The organism is Moraxella sp. (genome assembly GCF_024227015.1).
Lineage (GTDB): Bacteria > Pseudomonadota > Gammaproteobacteria > Pseudomonadales > Moraxellaceae > Moraxella.
The window spans coordinates 1-12,787 of the sequence record NZ_JAAELD010000170.1 but is presented as its reverse complement, the minus strand read 5'-3'; the positions used below and the strand labels follow the sequence as shown (position 1 = coordinate 12,787).

At 47.2% G+C, this 12,787-nt stretch carries 12 protein-coding genes and 1 pseudogene; 5 read left to right on the top strand and 8 right to left on the bottom strand.

Features of this window, described 5'->3' with window-relative positions:
* Positions 1–343: pseudogene (locus GY683_RS03975) on the top strand (LLM class flavin-dependent oxidoreductase); the annotation flags it as partial.
* A gap of 297 nt (positions 344–640) precedes the next feature.
* Here the strand turns inward: GY683_RS03975 and GY683_RS03970 are convergent.
* The 3 genes from GY683_RS03970 to GY683_RS03960 all read right to left on the bottom strand — a co-directional run bounded on the left by GY683_RS03970 (position 641) and on the right by GY683_RS03960 (position 3,873).
* Positions 641–2,254: a peptide ABC transporter substrate-binding protein gene (locus GY683_RS03970; protein ID WP_297287516.1), complete on the bottom strand. Its 1,614-nt coding sequence runs from the start codon at positions 2,252–2,254 to the stop codon at positions 641–643.
* A 327-nt stretch (positions 2,255–2,581) separates the two neighbouring features.
* Positions 2,582–3,019, bottom strand: coding sequence for a YiiD C-terminal domain-containing protein (locus GY683_RS03965; protein ID WP_297287515.1), 438 nt, complete (start codon positions 3,017–3,019; stop codon positions 2,582–2,584).
* Between the two features lie 263 nt (positions 3,020–3,282).
* The gene (locus GY683_RS03960) at positions 3,283–3,873 is read right to left on the bottom strand and encodes a YigZ family protein (RefSeq protein WP_297287517.1); all 591 of its coding nucleotides are present in this window, start codon (positions 3,871–3,873) and stop codon (positions 3,283–3,285) included.
* Between the two features lie 70 nt (positions 3,874–3,943).
* On the opposite strand from GY683_RS03960, the gene GY683_RS03955 reads away from it, so the two are divergent.
* Together GY683_RS03955 and GY683_RS03950 are read left to right on the top strand one after the other, a co-directional pair.
* Positions 3,944–4,645, top strand: coding sequence for a pseudouridine synthase (locus GY683_RS03955; RefSeq protein ID WP_297287514.1), 702 nt, complete (start codon positions 3,944–3,946; stop codon positions 4,643–4,645).
* Between the two features lie 34 nt (positions 4,646–4,679).
* On the top strand, positions 4,680–5,660 hold the full coding sequence (locus GY683_RS03950; protein WP_297287513.1) for a DsbC family protein: 981 nt from the start codon (positions 4,680–4,682) through the stop codon (positions 5,658–5,660).
* Between the two features lie 51 nt (positions 5,661–5,711).
* Here the strand turns inward: GY683_RS03950 and GY683_RS03945 are convergent, their stop codons facing one another.
* The gene (locus GY683_RS03945; protein ID WP_297287512.1) at positions 5,712–6,293 is read right to left on the bottom strand and encodes a DUF2939 domain-containing protein; all 582 of its coding nucleotides are present in this window, start codon (positions 6,291–6,293) and stop codon (positions 5,712–5,714) included.
* Positions 6,294–6,442: 149 nt separating this feature from the next.
* Here GY683_RS03945 and dnaJ point away from each other — a divergent pair, with 149 nt between their 5' ends.
* Together dnaJ and dapB are read left to right on the top strand one after the other, a co-directional pair.
* Positions 6,443–7,612: a molecular chaperone DnaJ gene (gene dnaJ / locus GY683_RS03940; RefSeq protein WP_297287511.1), complete on the top strand. Its 1,170-nt coding sequence runs from the start codon at positions 6,443–6,445 to the stop codon at positions 7,610–7,612.
* A gap of 119 nt (positions 7,613–7,731) precedes the next feature.
* Positions 7,732–8,532, top strand: coding sequence for a 4-hydroxy-tetrahydrodipicolinate reductase (dapB, locus tag GY683_RS03935; protein ID WP_297287510.1), 801 nt, complete (start codon positions 7,732–7,734; stop codon positions 8,530–8,532).
* Between the two features lie 50 nt (positions 8,533–8,582).
* Here dapB and GY683_RS03930 read toward each other — a convergent pair whose 3' ends face one another.
* The 4 genes from GY683_RS03930 to GY683_RS03915 form a co-directional block, all read right to left on the bottom strand.
* Positions 8,583–9,695, bottom strand: coding sequence for a metallophosphoesterase (locus tag GY683_RS03930; RefSeq protein WP_297287509.1), 1,113 nt, complete (start codon positions 9,693–9,695; stop codon positions 8,583–8,585).
* Positions 9,695–10,663 carry an alpha/beta fold hydrolase gene (locus tag GY683_RS03925; RefSeq protein WP_297287508.1) on the bottom strand — a complete coding sequence of 323 codons (969 nt, stop codon included), beginning with the start codon at positions 10,661–10,663 and terminating at the stop codon, positions 9,695–9,697. Before GY683_RS03925 ends, GY683_RS03930 begins: the two co-directional genes overlap by 1 nt.
* Positions 10,664–10,680: 17 nt before the next feature.
* On the bottom strand, positions 10,681–11,292 hold the full coding sequence (locus GY683_RS03920; RefSeq protein WP_297287507.1) for a DnaJ domain-containing protein: 612 nt from the start codon (positions 11,290–11,292) through the stop codon (positions 10,681–10,683).
* On the bottom strand, positions 11,292–12,787 hold a 1,496-nt coding region (locus GY683_RS03915; protein WP_297287506.1), incomplete at its 5' end, for an ATP-binding cassette domain-containing protein. The genes GY683_RS03920 and GY683_RS03915, both read right to left, overlap by 1 nt.

The window sequence follows — 12,787 nt, the reverse complement described above, 5'->3', positions numbered from 1 at the left end:
CATCGCAGGAATCAACGCCATCATCGCAGACAGTGATGATGAAGCCGAACTGCTCTCCACGACAAGCCTACAGTTTTTCTTGAATGTGGTAACAGGTGATCGCTCCGGCATGAAGCCGCCTGTCGCGGACATTGAGCGTCATGTACCGCCTCACATCCTAAATATGGCAAAAAGCATGATGGCGTGCAGTATCATTGGCTCGCCTGCCACCGCCAAAGAACAAATCGAAGAGCTGCAATCACGCATTCAAGCGGATGAGCTGATGGCAGTCAGCTACATTCATGACAAAGCCAAACAAAAATACTCATACGAGCTGTTCGCTGACGTTGTGCGTTCGCTATAGCATGTAAGCTAAAACTTACAGCATTTTAAGAAGTTGGCGTATTTTCATCCTTGCTAGAACTTGGCATAATACACCCAAGCAGCAAGGAATACGGCAAATGGATGCGCCAACATGGATGAATGCTGTGGTTTATGGATAGAAGTTAAGGACGATGCAACAAGTAGTTAAGTAGTAACAATCCTCCCACCTAAAAAGACCGCATTGATTGCGGTCTTTTTATGTTAAGACTGACAGCCCTACCTTAATGGATTAAAAAAAAGACTTGGCGCACACCAAATCTTTTTATAAATCGCTCGATTATTTAATTGACCAATATTTGGCTTGCCAATTGCCCAAGGCGTCGTTGGTTGAATAGCCTGTCACATAAGGCTTGACCACGCGAGCATTCACTTGATAATACACCCAAACGTTCGGCACGTCTTTATCCAAGATCGCCTCTAGCTGGTGGTACACCTTAGCACGCTCAGCATCATCTGACTTGGTCAAAGACGTCTTTAATAGGTTGTCGTATTCTTGGCTAGAATAATCGCCATAGTTACCCGAACCTTCTGTGCGCATGACATTCAAGAAAGCCGCTGGATCGTCATAATCACCACACCAAGCCGCACGCGCCATCTGATGCTCATGATTGCGGCGACTGGCAAGATATGCTTTCCATTCTTGATTGACAAGGGTAATTTTGGCAAATCCTAACGCCTCTTGCCATAACGACTGCGCTGCAACGGCGACTTTTTTATGGTTCTCGCTGGTGTTGTATAGCAGGTCGAATTTTAGCGGATTTTGCTCATTATAGCCTGCTTCATTTAACAGGCGCTTGGCTTCTGCGATGCGCGCTTCTTTATCAAGTTTTTGCCACTCTGGGGTATAATTTGGGTTATTCGACACCACCATTGGGGTCATCTGATAAGAAGGTGTCTCACCACGGGCAGCGACTTTCTCCGCGATGGTCTCACGGTCTAACGCCAAGGTCATGGCACGACGAACGCGAACATCATTAAATGGCGGCTTATTCACGTTCATCTCATAATAATACGAACAGAACGATGGCGATGTCTTGACTTCATCGCCCTTAACAGATGCCAGAATGTCGCTTGGCACATCGGTATAAGTCACGTCAATCTCACCCGCCTGATAACGTGCATAATCTGTAGGACCGCTGTCGATCGGTAGCAGTACCAAGTTCTCAATGGCGACATTATTCGCATCATAATAATGAGGGTTTTTGACGAAATTCATTCTCTCGCCCACGCGCCAGCTTTTGATGATGTACGGGCCATTAACCACGATGTTCTCAGGTTTTGCCCAGGCATCGCCAAGCTCTTCTACAACTTTTTGGGGAACAGGACGCATCGCAGTATAAGCAAGCATCTGCGGCAAATATGGTACCGCCTCAGACAGTGTGATTTGTAAGGTCTTGTCATCCAGTGCTTTGACACCCAGCTCTGCAGGTTTACGCTTGCCCTCGATGATGTCGCCAGCATTCAAGAACTTGGCATCTGCCACGAAGTTGGCGAAGTTGGCAGCGGTCTCCGGATTCACCATTCGCTGAAAGCTGTAAACAAAGTCTTGGGCGGTTACGGCATCACCATTTGACCATTTGGCATCACGCAGCTTGAAGGTCCACGTGATATTATCACTACTCTCCCAGCTCTCAGCTATGCCTGCGATGAGCTTGCCATCAGCATCGGTTGTCGTGAGCCCCACGAACTGCTGGCGCGCCACGCCTGACTCTGGCACACCGCCTGTCTTATGCGGATCTAAGGAGCTGATCTCAGCGCCATTGTTGATGGTGAGCGTGGTTTTGTCTGTTTTGGTGGTGGCATCCGTAGTGTTTGATTTGTCGCCACAACCTGTGAGTGCTAACATCACGCCTAGTGCCAATGCGGTGGTGCTGTGCTTGGGAAAATTCATAAGAACCTCGAAATTTGATTAAGCTTTGGGGTATTTTAACACTGTCATAAATCAGACATAGAGGTTTCTTTATTCTTATTTGGAATAATATTTTTATATAGATGTAAGTTTGTCGACAATGTCTTACAAACATTTGAGAAGTTGGCGTATTTTCATCCCGGCTAGAACTTGGCATAATACACCCAAGCAGCAAGGATAGGGTAATGGATAGCCCACATGGATGAATGCTGTGATTGCTTAATCTTAAGCAATGTATGGACACAAGCAACTAGGATAGTAAAGGAGCTAAAATAAATAAAGCCGCAGAGCAATCTGTGGCTTTATTTGTTATTGGTGTACGCTTGGCTTGATGGCGACATACACGCCGCTAAAATGCCCAACCTCCTTGTGATCACAATACAGTCGGCACACCACATTCACACGCGTCCGCCCAAATCTCTCGAAGGCTTCTCGGACACTTTGACAATCCATGTCATCAAGCTGTGCCACCACTTCCACATCGCTTGGCGCAGGCGCAAGATATCGCATTTGGCTGCTTTTGATGACGATGTTTCCATCCACCTTTGGCACATTCTCATGCGTGATCGCCCAACCTGCCAAAGTCGCTGCTAATGACAAGCTACCGCCGAACATCGTCCGGTGATGATTGGTGTTGCCTTGATATGGCAGCAGTAGACGTACACACGATGAATCATGCTCAAGAACACGAATACCAAGAGAGCTCGCAGCGGCAATACGGTCTAAAAAATACGATAATGGCTTCATAATCAGTCTTATATTGATGGTTATTGATATTGTAGCACAACCCATCGGGAACGTTGTAAGCATATGCTTACACCACTTTACGACATTAGCGTCTTTTCGCAGCGGGTGAGTTTTGGCATAATACACCCATCAGCAAGGAATACGGCGAATGGATATGCCAACATGGATGAACGCTGATATTATGGATAGAACTTAAGGATAGCGCAAGTAGCAACCCCCATACGATAAAGCCCTAACTGATGTTAGGGCTTTATCGTATGTACTTATTCTCTCATCTCTCCATAGATGCCCAGACTCTCGCCAAATGCCTGAACCTTCTCACTGTCTAGCTGTACCAACATCATGACATTATCAGAGTATTCTGCCGATAATATCTCGCCACTCGCCTGCCCCACCAGATAGCGTATTTGGGCCTCGCTGGCGAAGTCTGCGATTACTTTCACCACAGATTTTGGGATAAATTCCACCAAATCCATCTTATCCACGACCATCTGCGTGGCTGTCGCATAGGCGCGCGTCAGACCGCCCGCCCCAAGCTTAATCCCGCCAAAATAACGCACCACAACCACCAACGCATTGCCGATGCCCTTATGCTGTAAGACATTTAGAATCGGTCTGCCTGCGGTGCCGTTGGGTTCGCCATCATCATCAAAGCCTGCGTGCGTGGTATTATGCGGATCGCCAATGATGTAGGCTGTGCAATGATGGCGCGCGTCCGGGTAGCGTGATTTTAATTGTTCCACGTGAAACATCACATCTTCTTTGGTATTGATCGGATAGGCAAAAGCAAGAAATTCACTCTTTTTGATTTCATAAGCCGCATCGCATGGCGCGGCTAGGGTGTGGTAGCTCATGTGAAATTTTTTCATATAATAAGCCAAATATGATACACTAAACGCCATGATTTTTAAATGAAGACAACGCATGAGATTAGATAAATTCCTAAGCAAAGCCACCGAGCTGTCTCGTAAAGACGCCAAAAAAGTCCTACATGCAGGCGAAATCACCGTCAATGATGAAGTCATCAAAGACGGTAGCGTACACATTGGTGCCGATGATGAAGTACTGTGGGCGGGAGAGCCTTTGAGCGTGGCGGAGGGCAATCGCTACATTCTACTATATAAGCCTGATGGCTTTGAATGCACTCTAAAAGCCAAAGAATACCCCATCGTCACCGATCTCATCGCTGTGCCAGAGATTAGCAGCCTTCGCATCGCAGGACGATTGGACGTGGATACCACGGGCGCGCTGCTATTATCCGATGATGGTGCATGGCTACATCGCGTGACCAGCCCCAAGCGCCATCAACCCAAACGCTACGAGATCACTTTAGCTGACCCGATGAACGCAGACGAGCAAGCGCACGCAATCAAGCAAGTCGCCAACGGAATATTATTGGAAGGTGACACCGAAAAGACACGCCCTGCCGAGCTGTCATTCATCGATGAGACCCATGCTGTGCTGATCCTAACCGAAGGTAAATACCATCAGGTCAAGCGCATGATGGGCTATTTTGGCAATAAAGTCATAGAGCTCCACCGAGCCAGTATTGGCAGCATTACGCTTGATGGGCTTGAGATGGGTGAGAGCCGATTCTTGACAGCTGGTGAAATCGAACAATTTTAAGATTGTTATAATTAAATTCTAAAGAACCAAAAATATGAGAACTTTACTAAAATCTTTGAGCCTAGCCGTTATTTTGTCTTTAGGCACTTTGGGCACAGCACATGCTAGCATTAACGAACAGCAGATTCGCGCCACCCTTAACGGCGCCGGTCTTAGCGTTCCTGTTGAGAGTATAGAGCCTAGCCCGATCAACTCTTTGTTGCTGCTTAGTCTTGGACAGGGTCAAGAGCCCCTACTCATCACACATGATCTAAACTATGTCATCCAAGGTAACATCGAGCCCAACCCAAGCCCAAAAGCAGCCATGGGCAATCACCCCAAGGCCAAAGCCGGCACGCCCATCACGAGTGCTCATAAGACTGATCTACTCGCCAATATGACCGTTCTAAAAAACATCGATCGACAAGCTGCCTTCTATCACACGAATGTCGATGGCTTGCTGTGGGGCGTCTCTGCCAACGGAACATCATTTTTGGTGAGCAGCGACGGACGTTATTTCATCAATGGAGAGATTTCGGTCATCGAAGATGGTCTATTTGCAGGTCTAGATACCGACTTTGAATACGCCAAGAATCGCCACGCCCTAAGCCAGCTCGATCAAGACACCTTAACCATCTATCCCGCCAAGGGTACCGAGCGCGCTGTGGTCTATATTGCCACCGACATCAACTGTCCGTATTGCAAGATTTTCCATAGTAAAATCAATGAGTTCAATAATAAAGGCATCACCATTAAGGCGATCGGCTACCCTGTCTATGATGAATCGCCAGAACCGATGCGACAAATCTGGTGCGAAAGCGACAACGCCAAACGCGCCTCTCTACTCTCTGCAGCCATGCGCGGCATCCGCAGCAAAGCAACCTGCCAAGGCGATGAGAATAACCTTGCCCACAATCAACTTGCCGCACAGTCTTTGGCGATATTTGCCACGCCTGCCATCTTCAATGATCAAGGCGAGCTGTTCCAAGGCGATTTTAATGGCGATGAATTTTTAGAATTTCTAAATATTCAATAGAAAAAATGGACGGTAACTCAATTAAGATTTACCGTCCATTCATGTTTGTCATTAAGGCAGGATGACATTATCAATCTTCCACTGTGTCAGTCCATACCGAGACAGTCGAACATCGACATCCTTACCCTTTACGTTTGTCTTTACAGAAAAGCAGTTGATGCCACAATATCCAAGCTGATGATTTTTATCATTATTCTGATCGACATCTATCGCTTGACTTGGCTTACTATCAGCCAATGACTGCCACGCACCACCCAATACAGCCAAATCAGCAATGCTGGCATCGGTCGCCTGTATCTCGCCTTTGCTTAGGCGGATGGCATTATCATATGTAATGACATTGTCAATACTATCATTAATCATGGTCTTAGCTAGATTGTTAAGTTTTTCTTGATTAATTCCTAGAAATTCAAGCTCTTTTGGCACTTCTTGGGCAAGGTTATCCGCCTTGGTATAGAGCTGCGTTTTTAGATTGCTGCGTAGAGCATCAAAATCTACCGCCTGCACGATGGGTAGATAATCACCTTTCTCATAAGCCTGATTAAGCTGATACAGTCGATAATACGGTGACACGCCCGCGATGACCAAGACAATAATGAGCAGAAAAAGGCTTATTTTTAGGGCAGCTTTCATAAACAAATCCAAAATGACAATGAATGCATTATTTTGCCATAAATTGGTGAAAGTTTTAGAAAAATTTGCGATTTTTCGGTGCTTTTAACTTGATAAATAAGGCAAAACCACCATAAAAGGCAAAACTATTTTGACACTGTGGAATTAACATGAGCAGAGATTTTTATACCGTTTTGGGTGTGGACAAGTCGGCTGACGAAAAAGAAATCAAAAAAGCCTACCGCCGCTTGGCGATGAAGTACCACCCTGACAAAAACCCAGACGACCCAAGCGCTGAAGAGAAATTCAAAGAAGCGACGATGGCTTATGAAGTACTCTCCGACGCCCAAAAACGTGCCAGCTATGATCGCATGGGACATGATGCTTTTGAACAAGGCATGAACAATGGCGGATTCGGCGGTGCTGGTGGCTTCCATGGCGACTTTGGCGATATCTTTGGTGACATCTTTGGTCAGGCATTCGGTGGTAGTGCTGGCGGTGGTTTTGGCGACTTCTTCGGTGGCTCTCGCTCGTCACGCGCTCGTGCTAGCAAGGGCGCTGACCTACTTTATCGCCTAAGCCTAACCTTAGAAGAAGCCGTCAAAGGCTGCAAAAAAGAGATTCAATTTAGCTCATCAGTCAGCTGCAGCACCTGTAACGGCAAAGGCGCAAAGTCAGACGCTGACATCACAACCTGTAGCACCTGTCATGGACAAGGTCAGGTTCGCATGCAGCAAGGCTTCTTTGTCATGCAGCAGACTTGCCCAGACTGTCACGGCACCGGTAAGACCATTAAGAACCCTTGCCCAGATTGTCACGGCGAAGGTAAACAACAAAAATCTCAAACCCTTGAAGTCTCCATCCCTGCCGGTGTGGACGATGGTGACCGCGTCCGTCTATCAGGCAAAGGCGAAGCGGGTGATGCAGGCATGCCAAACGGCGACCTGTACGTAGAGATTCATGTCAAGCCGCACGAGATCTTCACGCGTAACGGCGCCGATCTACACATGGATGTTCCTGTGGATATCGCCACCGCCGCCATTGGCGATGAAGTGGAAGTGCCTACCTTGGATGGTCGCCTTAAAATCAAAGTCTCTGAAGGCACTCAAAATGGCAAACTACTGCGTGTGCGTGGCAAGGGCGTGACCACAGTTCGTGGCGGCATGCAAGGTGATCTTATCTGCCGCATCATCGTCGAGACGCCGACCAACCTAACCCACGAACAAAAAGAGCTGCTGCGTCAATTCCAAGCTAGCCTTGGCAAGGACAATCAAGCCTCTGCCAAGAAAAAAGGCTTTTTTGACAAAATCAAAGACGACGTAAAAGATCTGTTTGATTAATCAAGCACACCCAAAAAGCACGGTAACTCATTGCCGTGCTTTTTGCATTTTCATTTGTGAAATTTTTGGGTATAATCAAAGTGAACTCACAAACTTTTAATTGTTAATAAGGGGTCATCATGAGCAACATCAACATTGGTATCATGGGCGCATCGGGTCGCATGGGTAGAATGCTATTACAAGCCACGTTGGATAATCCACAGACTACCCTAAAGGGCGCGTTCGTGCGCAGTGTCTCAAGCCTTATCGGTGTGGATGCAGGCGAATTTATCGGCACTGATAAAAATGGCATCGCATTATCGACGTTGGATGTCACAGAATTGGGTGCGCTGATTGATTTTAGTCTGCCAGAAGCGCTTGATGAAGTGCTGGCGCAATGCGTCATCAATAAAGTTGCCCTTGTGATGGGTGTAACAGGCTTATCAGAAGCTCAAGAAGCCAAGCTAAAAGAAGCCAGCCAATTTATCCCAATCGTCTATGCGGGCAACTTCTCTACCGGCGTTAATTTAAGCCTAAATCTTCTTGCCACCACCGCCAAGGTACTTGGCATGGATGCGGATGTCGAGATCATTGAACATCATCACAAGCACAAGATCGATGCGCCATCGGGTACCGCACTTATGATGGCAAAATCTGTCGCCGATGCCCGCAATCAAAGCCTAAAAACAGCACTTGTACACGGACGACAAGGCGCATCCAAGCGCACCGCGGGCGAAATCGGCATGCACGCGATTCGTGGTGGCGAGATCGTGGGCGAGCATACGGTTGAATTTATCATGAATGGCGAGATCATCGAGATCACCCATAAGGCGATGAGTCGCATGACCTTCGCAGCTGGTGCAGTCCGTGCTGCCGTATGGGCAAGCGGTCAGCCTGCTGGCCTATACGACATGCAGGATGTGCTGGGTCTTAAGGCTTAAATTAAACGAATAAAAAAGCGTTCTCCAAGAACGCTTTTTTATGATTCCAATTAATTCTTACCCGATAATTCAATCACCCAAACCTCCGACTGCGAACCCAACCTAAAAGGAATACCCCAAAAGCCATAGCCTGACGATACGATGACGTGCGTATTGTTGATTTCTTCATGTCCGTAGCTGACTCGATTGAGTATTTTTACGATGAAGTTTGCAGGGAAAATCTGACCATTATGCGTGTGTCCCGACACCTGCACATCGATGGGCAGTTGCACATTCTCATCGATCTGACTTGGGCGATGATCCAATAGAATGAGAGGGTATTCTTGAGCCTTTTGAGGCAGTTCTGCTAACAGCTGCTCGGTTGTTTTTCTGTCTGTTTTATGATCATCAAAGCGACCAATCAGGGACAACAGCACACCTCCTGCATTGATGACAGCCACCTGATCATCCAATAATACCGCACCTGTGGCACGTACTGCTTCGGCAATGGCGCGACGAGATGACACATCGTACAGGTCGTGATTGCCAAGACTTGCCACCACGCCGCTACTGGTAGCAGAGACTACAGAATCAAAGGCGGGGCGCATATTCTGCGCTTCATACACATGGGTATCATCATCCATGATATCTCCCGGCATCAAAAGTAGCTCAACGCGTTCTTGTTTTAGAATGTTCGCCAACTGCTCAAGCTGATTCGCCCCGAACATTCTTCCTAGATGTAGGTCGGACGCCAATGCCAGGCGCACAGGATGAGCCATAGGCCTATCAATTTGTATTGATAAATGTCGCACCGTCGGCGTATAGGCATTATAAAGCGACATGCCAATCAACCCAATAAAGCCGCACAGCGCAGCCGCCCGAATACCCATATCATAAACTTGCGCATTTGCAAGACTTAGCTTCTGGCAAAACACGTTAATCACACAAATCACGGCAATGGTCAACACACCAAGCCACAGTACCGACAAATACCCCAGCGCAATGCGAAATTGTCCAAGAAATAACGTCGCCAAAAATAGATTACTCACCACCAAGGTAGCAATCACTACCCACGTTCGCATATTAGGCAGCCAAGGCTGTATCAACCAAAATATCCCACGCCCCACCGCAAAGGCACAAAGTTGAAATAAAGCAACTGTGATTAGCATAAATACAATGCGCATCAGCCTTCCCTAAAAAATCTTAGGGCTTGATTCGCCACAAAGTCCAAATCAAACATACGCGTGGCATAATCATAGCCCACAAAGCCGATGTGCCCGCCATAGGCTGTATCGAGCAATCTCACATCCTCTGACACATCGCCCGCCTCTGCCGTCACACCCAAAAATGGATCATCTTTGGCGGTAATAATTAAGGTAGGCTTATTAATTGACCTAAGATAAGGCAATGCTGATGCTTGGCGGTAGTAGTCATTCTTAGAATGAAATCCATGCCTTGGTGCGGTGAATAAATTATCAAAATCACCCATTCGCTTGGCGGCTTTTAATGCGATGATTTCTGCATCAGTCAAGCGGTTCTCTAGGGCTTTTTTGATGATCGGATTTAATAAATACGGGGTGTAAATTTTTTTACCGAGCAATCGCTCCATGGCGATGGATGCACTTGCCAGATCCACCGGCGCAGAGACCACGACCGCACGTTGGCAGATGGCATCTTGACCATATTCTCCCATGTATTTGGCCAATGCATTGCCGCCCAGCGACACACCAACGGCATAGATTGTTTGATATTCTTTGTTTAGATTTGTTAAATAATGATGCACTTCCGCCGTGTCGCCTGCATTATAAAATACCTTGCCAGAGACCGCCACGCCACCACAGGATCGAAAATGCGCCACCACAAAATGAAATCCCGCTGCCTGCACATTTTTGGCAAGTGTTTTGGCGTAGTGGCTTTGGCTTGACCCTTCCATGCCGTGAAATAAAACCACGATCGGCGTGGTCAATCGACCATCTTCGCCGCGCTTATCATCCATCGGCAGAAAGTCAAAAGCCACATCACTCTCATCAAGAGAGTCTTTTAGTAGCTTACGTTCATAAGTTGGCGTAAATTTCACCAGATAACGTGGCAAAATTGTCTGTAAATGTGGGTTTTTTAGCCATAGCGGCGGTAAAAATTGCTTTTCTTTCATGGCGCTCTCTCGCATTTTTATTCGTTATTTTTTATCTTAATCACAAACCAAACCGGCTCACCTTTAATCATGAGCTTAATTTTTGCGCCATCGCTCAGCCCCGACGGCAAGCTTGCACGCACCGTCTGCCCATGATAATTAAAATAAATATCGCCGCCTTGGCTGGCAATTTTGGCATCAATGGCAATGATTGGCATCTGATTGGCAGCCATTTTGGATAGCTGATTGATTTTCATCAGCAAGGTTTTGGCGTTTTTTAGGAGCTGGCTGTCGTTCTTTTGTAGTTGTGTTTGAGCAAAATTAGACAGGGCTTGCGCATGACGCTCAAATTTTCTAAGTCCCGTCATGATGGTCTGCGATGACCTGATGCGAGTCACAGCCTTGGCAGTCACCTGTCCCATCGCACTAAAATGCACGGCATGAAGCACGTCATATTTGGCGCGTTTTTGGGTGTCTTTTAAGGTGGCATAAGCCTCATTAATCAGTAGAATCTGGGCAGGATCGCCCTGTCTGTCAGGATGATGGATGAGCGCAAGCCTACGGTAGGCACGCTTAATCTCGGGCAGACTTGCCGACTTAGAGACACCAAGCACCCGATAATAATCAACCAAATCAGGGTGTCTTGACATCAGATCTCCAAAGACACTTCTAGATTTTCTAACTCATCCATCGCCATGAGTAACGACTCTTCAACTTCTGCCAGCTGTTTTTGGGCGTCGGTTTGCTCAGCTAACAACGCCAACAGCTTATCTTTATTCGCATCGTCATACAGACTTTGATCTGACAATTGCGCCTCGATATTTGCCAAATTTTCGCTATGTTTTTCTAGCTGCTTTTCTAGCTTCTCAATCTGTTTGCGAAGCGGTGCGGTCTTATTACGGTTTTGAGCGGCAAGCTTGCGTTTCTCTTCCTTTGACAGCTCTTTGGTATCGTTAGGAGGCTTACTCTCAGAGACAGCGTTGCTACGCGCTTGTCTTTCAAGACGGGCTTGTTTTAGATGCTCGGCATAGTCTGCCATGTCGCCTGTAAATTCATCAGCGCGACCATTTGCCACCAAGATCAAGCTATCACACACCGATGTAATCAATCCACGATCATGCGATACCAAAATCAGCGCACCCTCAAAGTTCTGCAAGGCGAGCATCAGCGCATTTCGCATTTGTAAATCAAGATGGTTCGTCGGCTCATCAAGCACCAACACATTAGGGCGCTGCCACACGATGAGCGCCAAGGTCAATCGTGCGCGCTCACCACCTGAGAACAGGCGGCATTCCGTGTCAATCTTATCACCACGAAAATCAAAACTCCCCAAAAATGCGCGCAAATCTGCATCCGAAGTCGCACCTGCCAAACGCCTTAACATGACCATAGGCGTGGCGTTATCGTCTAATGAATCCATCTGATGCTGATTGAAATAGCCAAGCTTTAAGGTTTCGGATACTTTATGCTTGCCGTCTATGAGCGGCAATTCACCCACCAAAGCCTTAATCAGGGTTGATTTGCCCGCACCATTCGCCCCGAGAATACCAAGCCGAACATCAGGGGTAATCTGCAGATTAACCTTGGTAATCAGCGCTTTATCATCATAGCCAATCGATGCATTCTCAAGACTGATCAATGGGCTTGCCATATGGCTGGGCGGATAAAATTGGAAGCTAAATGCGCTGTCCGCCATCACAGGCGCAAGCTCAGTCATGCTCGATAGTTGCTTAATACGGCTCTGAGCCTGTTTCGCCTTGGTCGCTTTCGCGCGAAAACGGCGAATATAATCTTCTAAATGCGCACGGGTTGCTTGCTGTTTTTCAAAGGCTTGCTGCTGCTGTGCCAGCCGTTCGCTGCGCGTGCGGACAAATTGACTGTAATTACCCGTATATAATGTAATCTTACTATGCTCAATGTGCAAAATATGCCCACAAACCACATCCAAAAATTCCTGATCGTGACTGATCAGCATTATAAGTCCATCGAATTTCGACAGCCATTCTTCAAGCCACAAAATTGCATCCAAATCCAAGTGGTTGGGCGGCTGATCCAACAGCAACACATCAGCCCTGTGCATGGGTGTACGAGCTAGGATAGGCCTCATTCGCCAGCCACCAGAGAATGTCGCTAACGCACGCTTAT

Bases quoted from the DNA above. Each gene is read 5' to 3' on its own strand.
- GY683_RS03970 (WP_297287516.1), bottom strand. From the start codon at position 2,254: ATGAATTTTCCCAAGCACAGCACCACCGCATTGGCACTAGGCGTGATG.
- GY683_RS03965 (WP_297287515.1), bottom strand. From the start codon at position 3,019: ATGAAGCCATTATCGTATTTTTTAGACCGTATTGCCGCTGCGAGCTCT.
- GY683_RS03960 (WP_297287517.1), bottom strand. From the start codon at position 3,873: ATGAGCTACCACACCCTAGCCGCGCCATGCGATGCGGCTTATGAAATC.
- GY683_RS03955 (WP_297287514.1), top strand. From the start codon at position 3,944: ATGAGATTAGATAAATTCCTAAGCAAAGCCACCGAGCTGTCTCGTAAA.
- GY683_RS03950 (WP_297287513.1), top strand. From the start codon at position 4,680: ATGAGAACTTTACTAAAATCTTTGAGCCTAGCCGTTATTTTGTCTTTA.
- GY683_RS03945 (WP_297287512.1), bottom strand. From the start codon at position 6,293: ATGAAAGCTGCCCTAAAAATAAGCCTTTTTCTGCTCATTATTGTCTTG.
- dnaJ (WP_297287511.1), top strand. From the start codon at position 6,443: ATGAGCAGAGATTTTTATACCGTTTTGGGTGTGGACAAGTCGGCTGAC.
- dapB (WP_297287510.1), top strand. From the start codon at position 7,732: ATGAGCAACATCAACATTGGTATCATGGGCGCATCGGGTCGCATGGGT.
- GY683_RS03930 (WP_297287509.1), bottom strand. From the start codon at position 9,695: ATGCGCATTGTATTTATGCTAATCACAGTTGCTTTATTTCAACTTTGT.
- GY683_RS03925 (WP_297287508.1), bottom strand. From the start codon at position 10,663: ATGAAAGAAAAGCAATTTTTACCGCCGCTATGGCTAAAAAACCCACAT.
- GY683_RS03920 (WP_297287507.1), bottom strand. From the start codon at position 11,292: ATGTCAAGACACCCTGATTTGGTTGATTATTATCGGGTGCTTGGTGTC.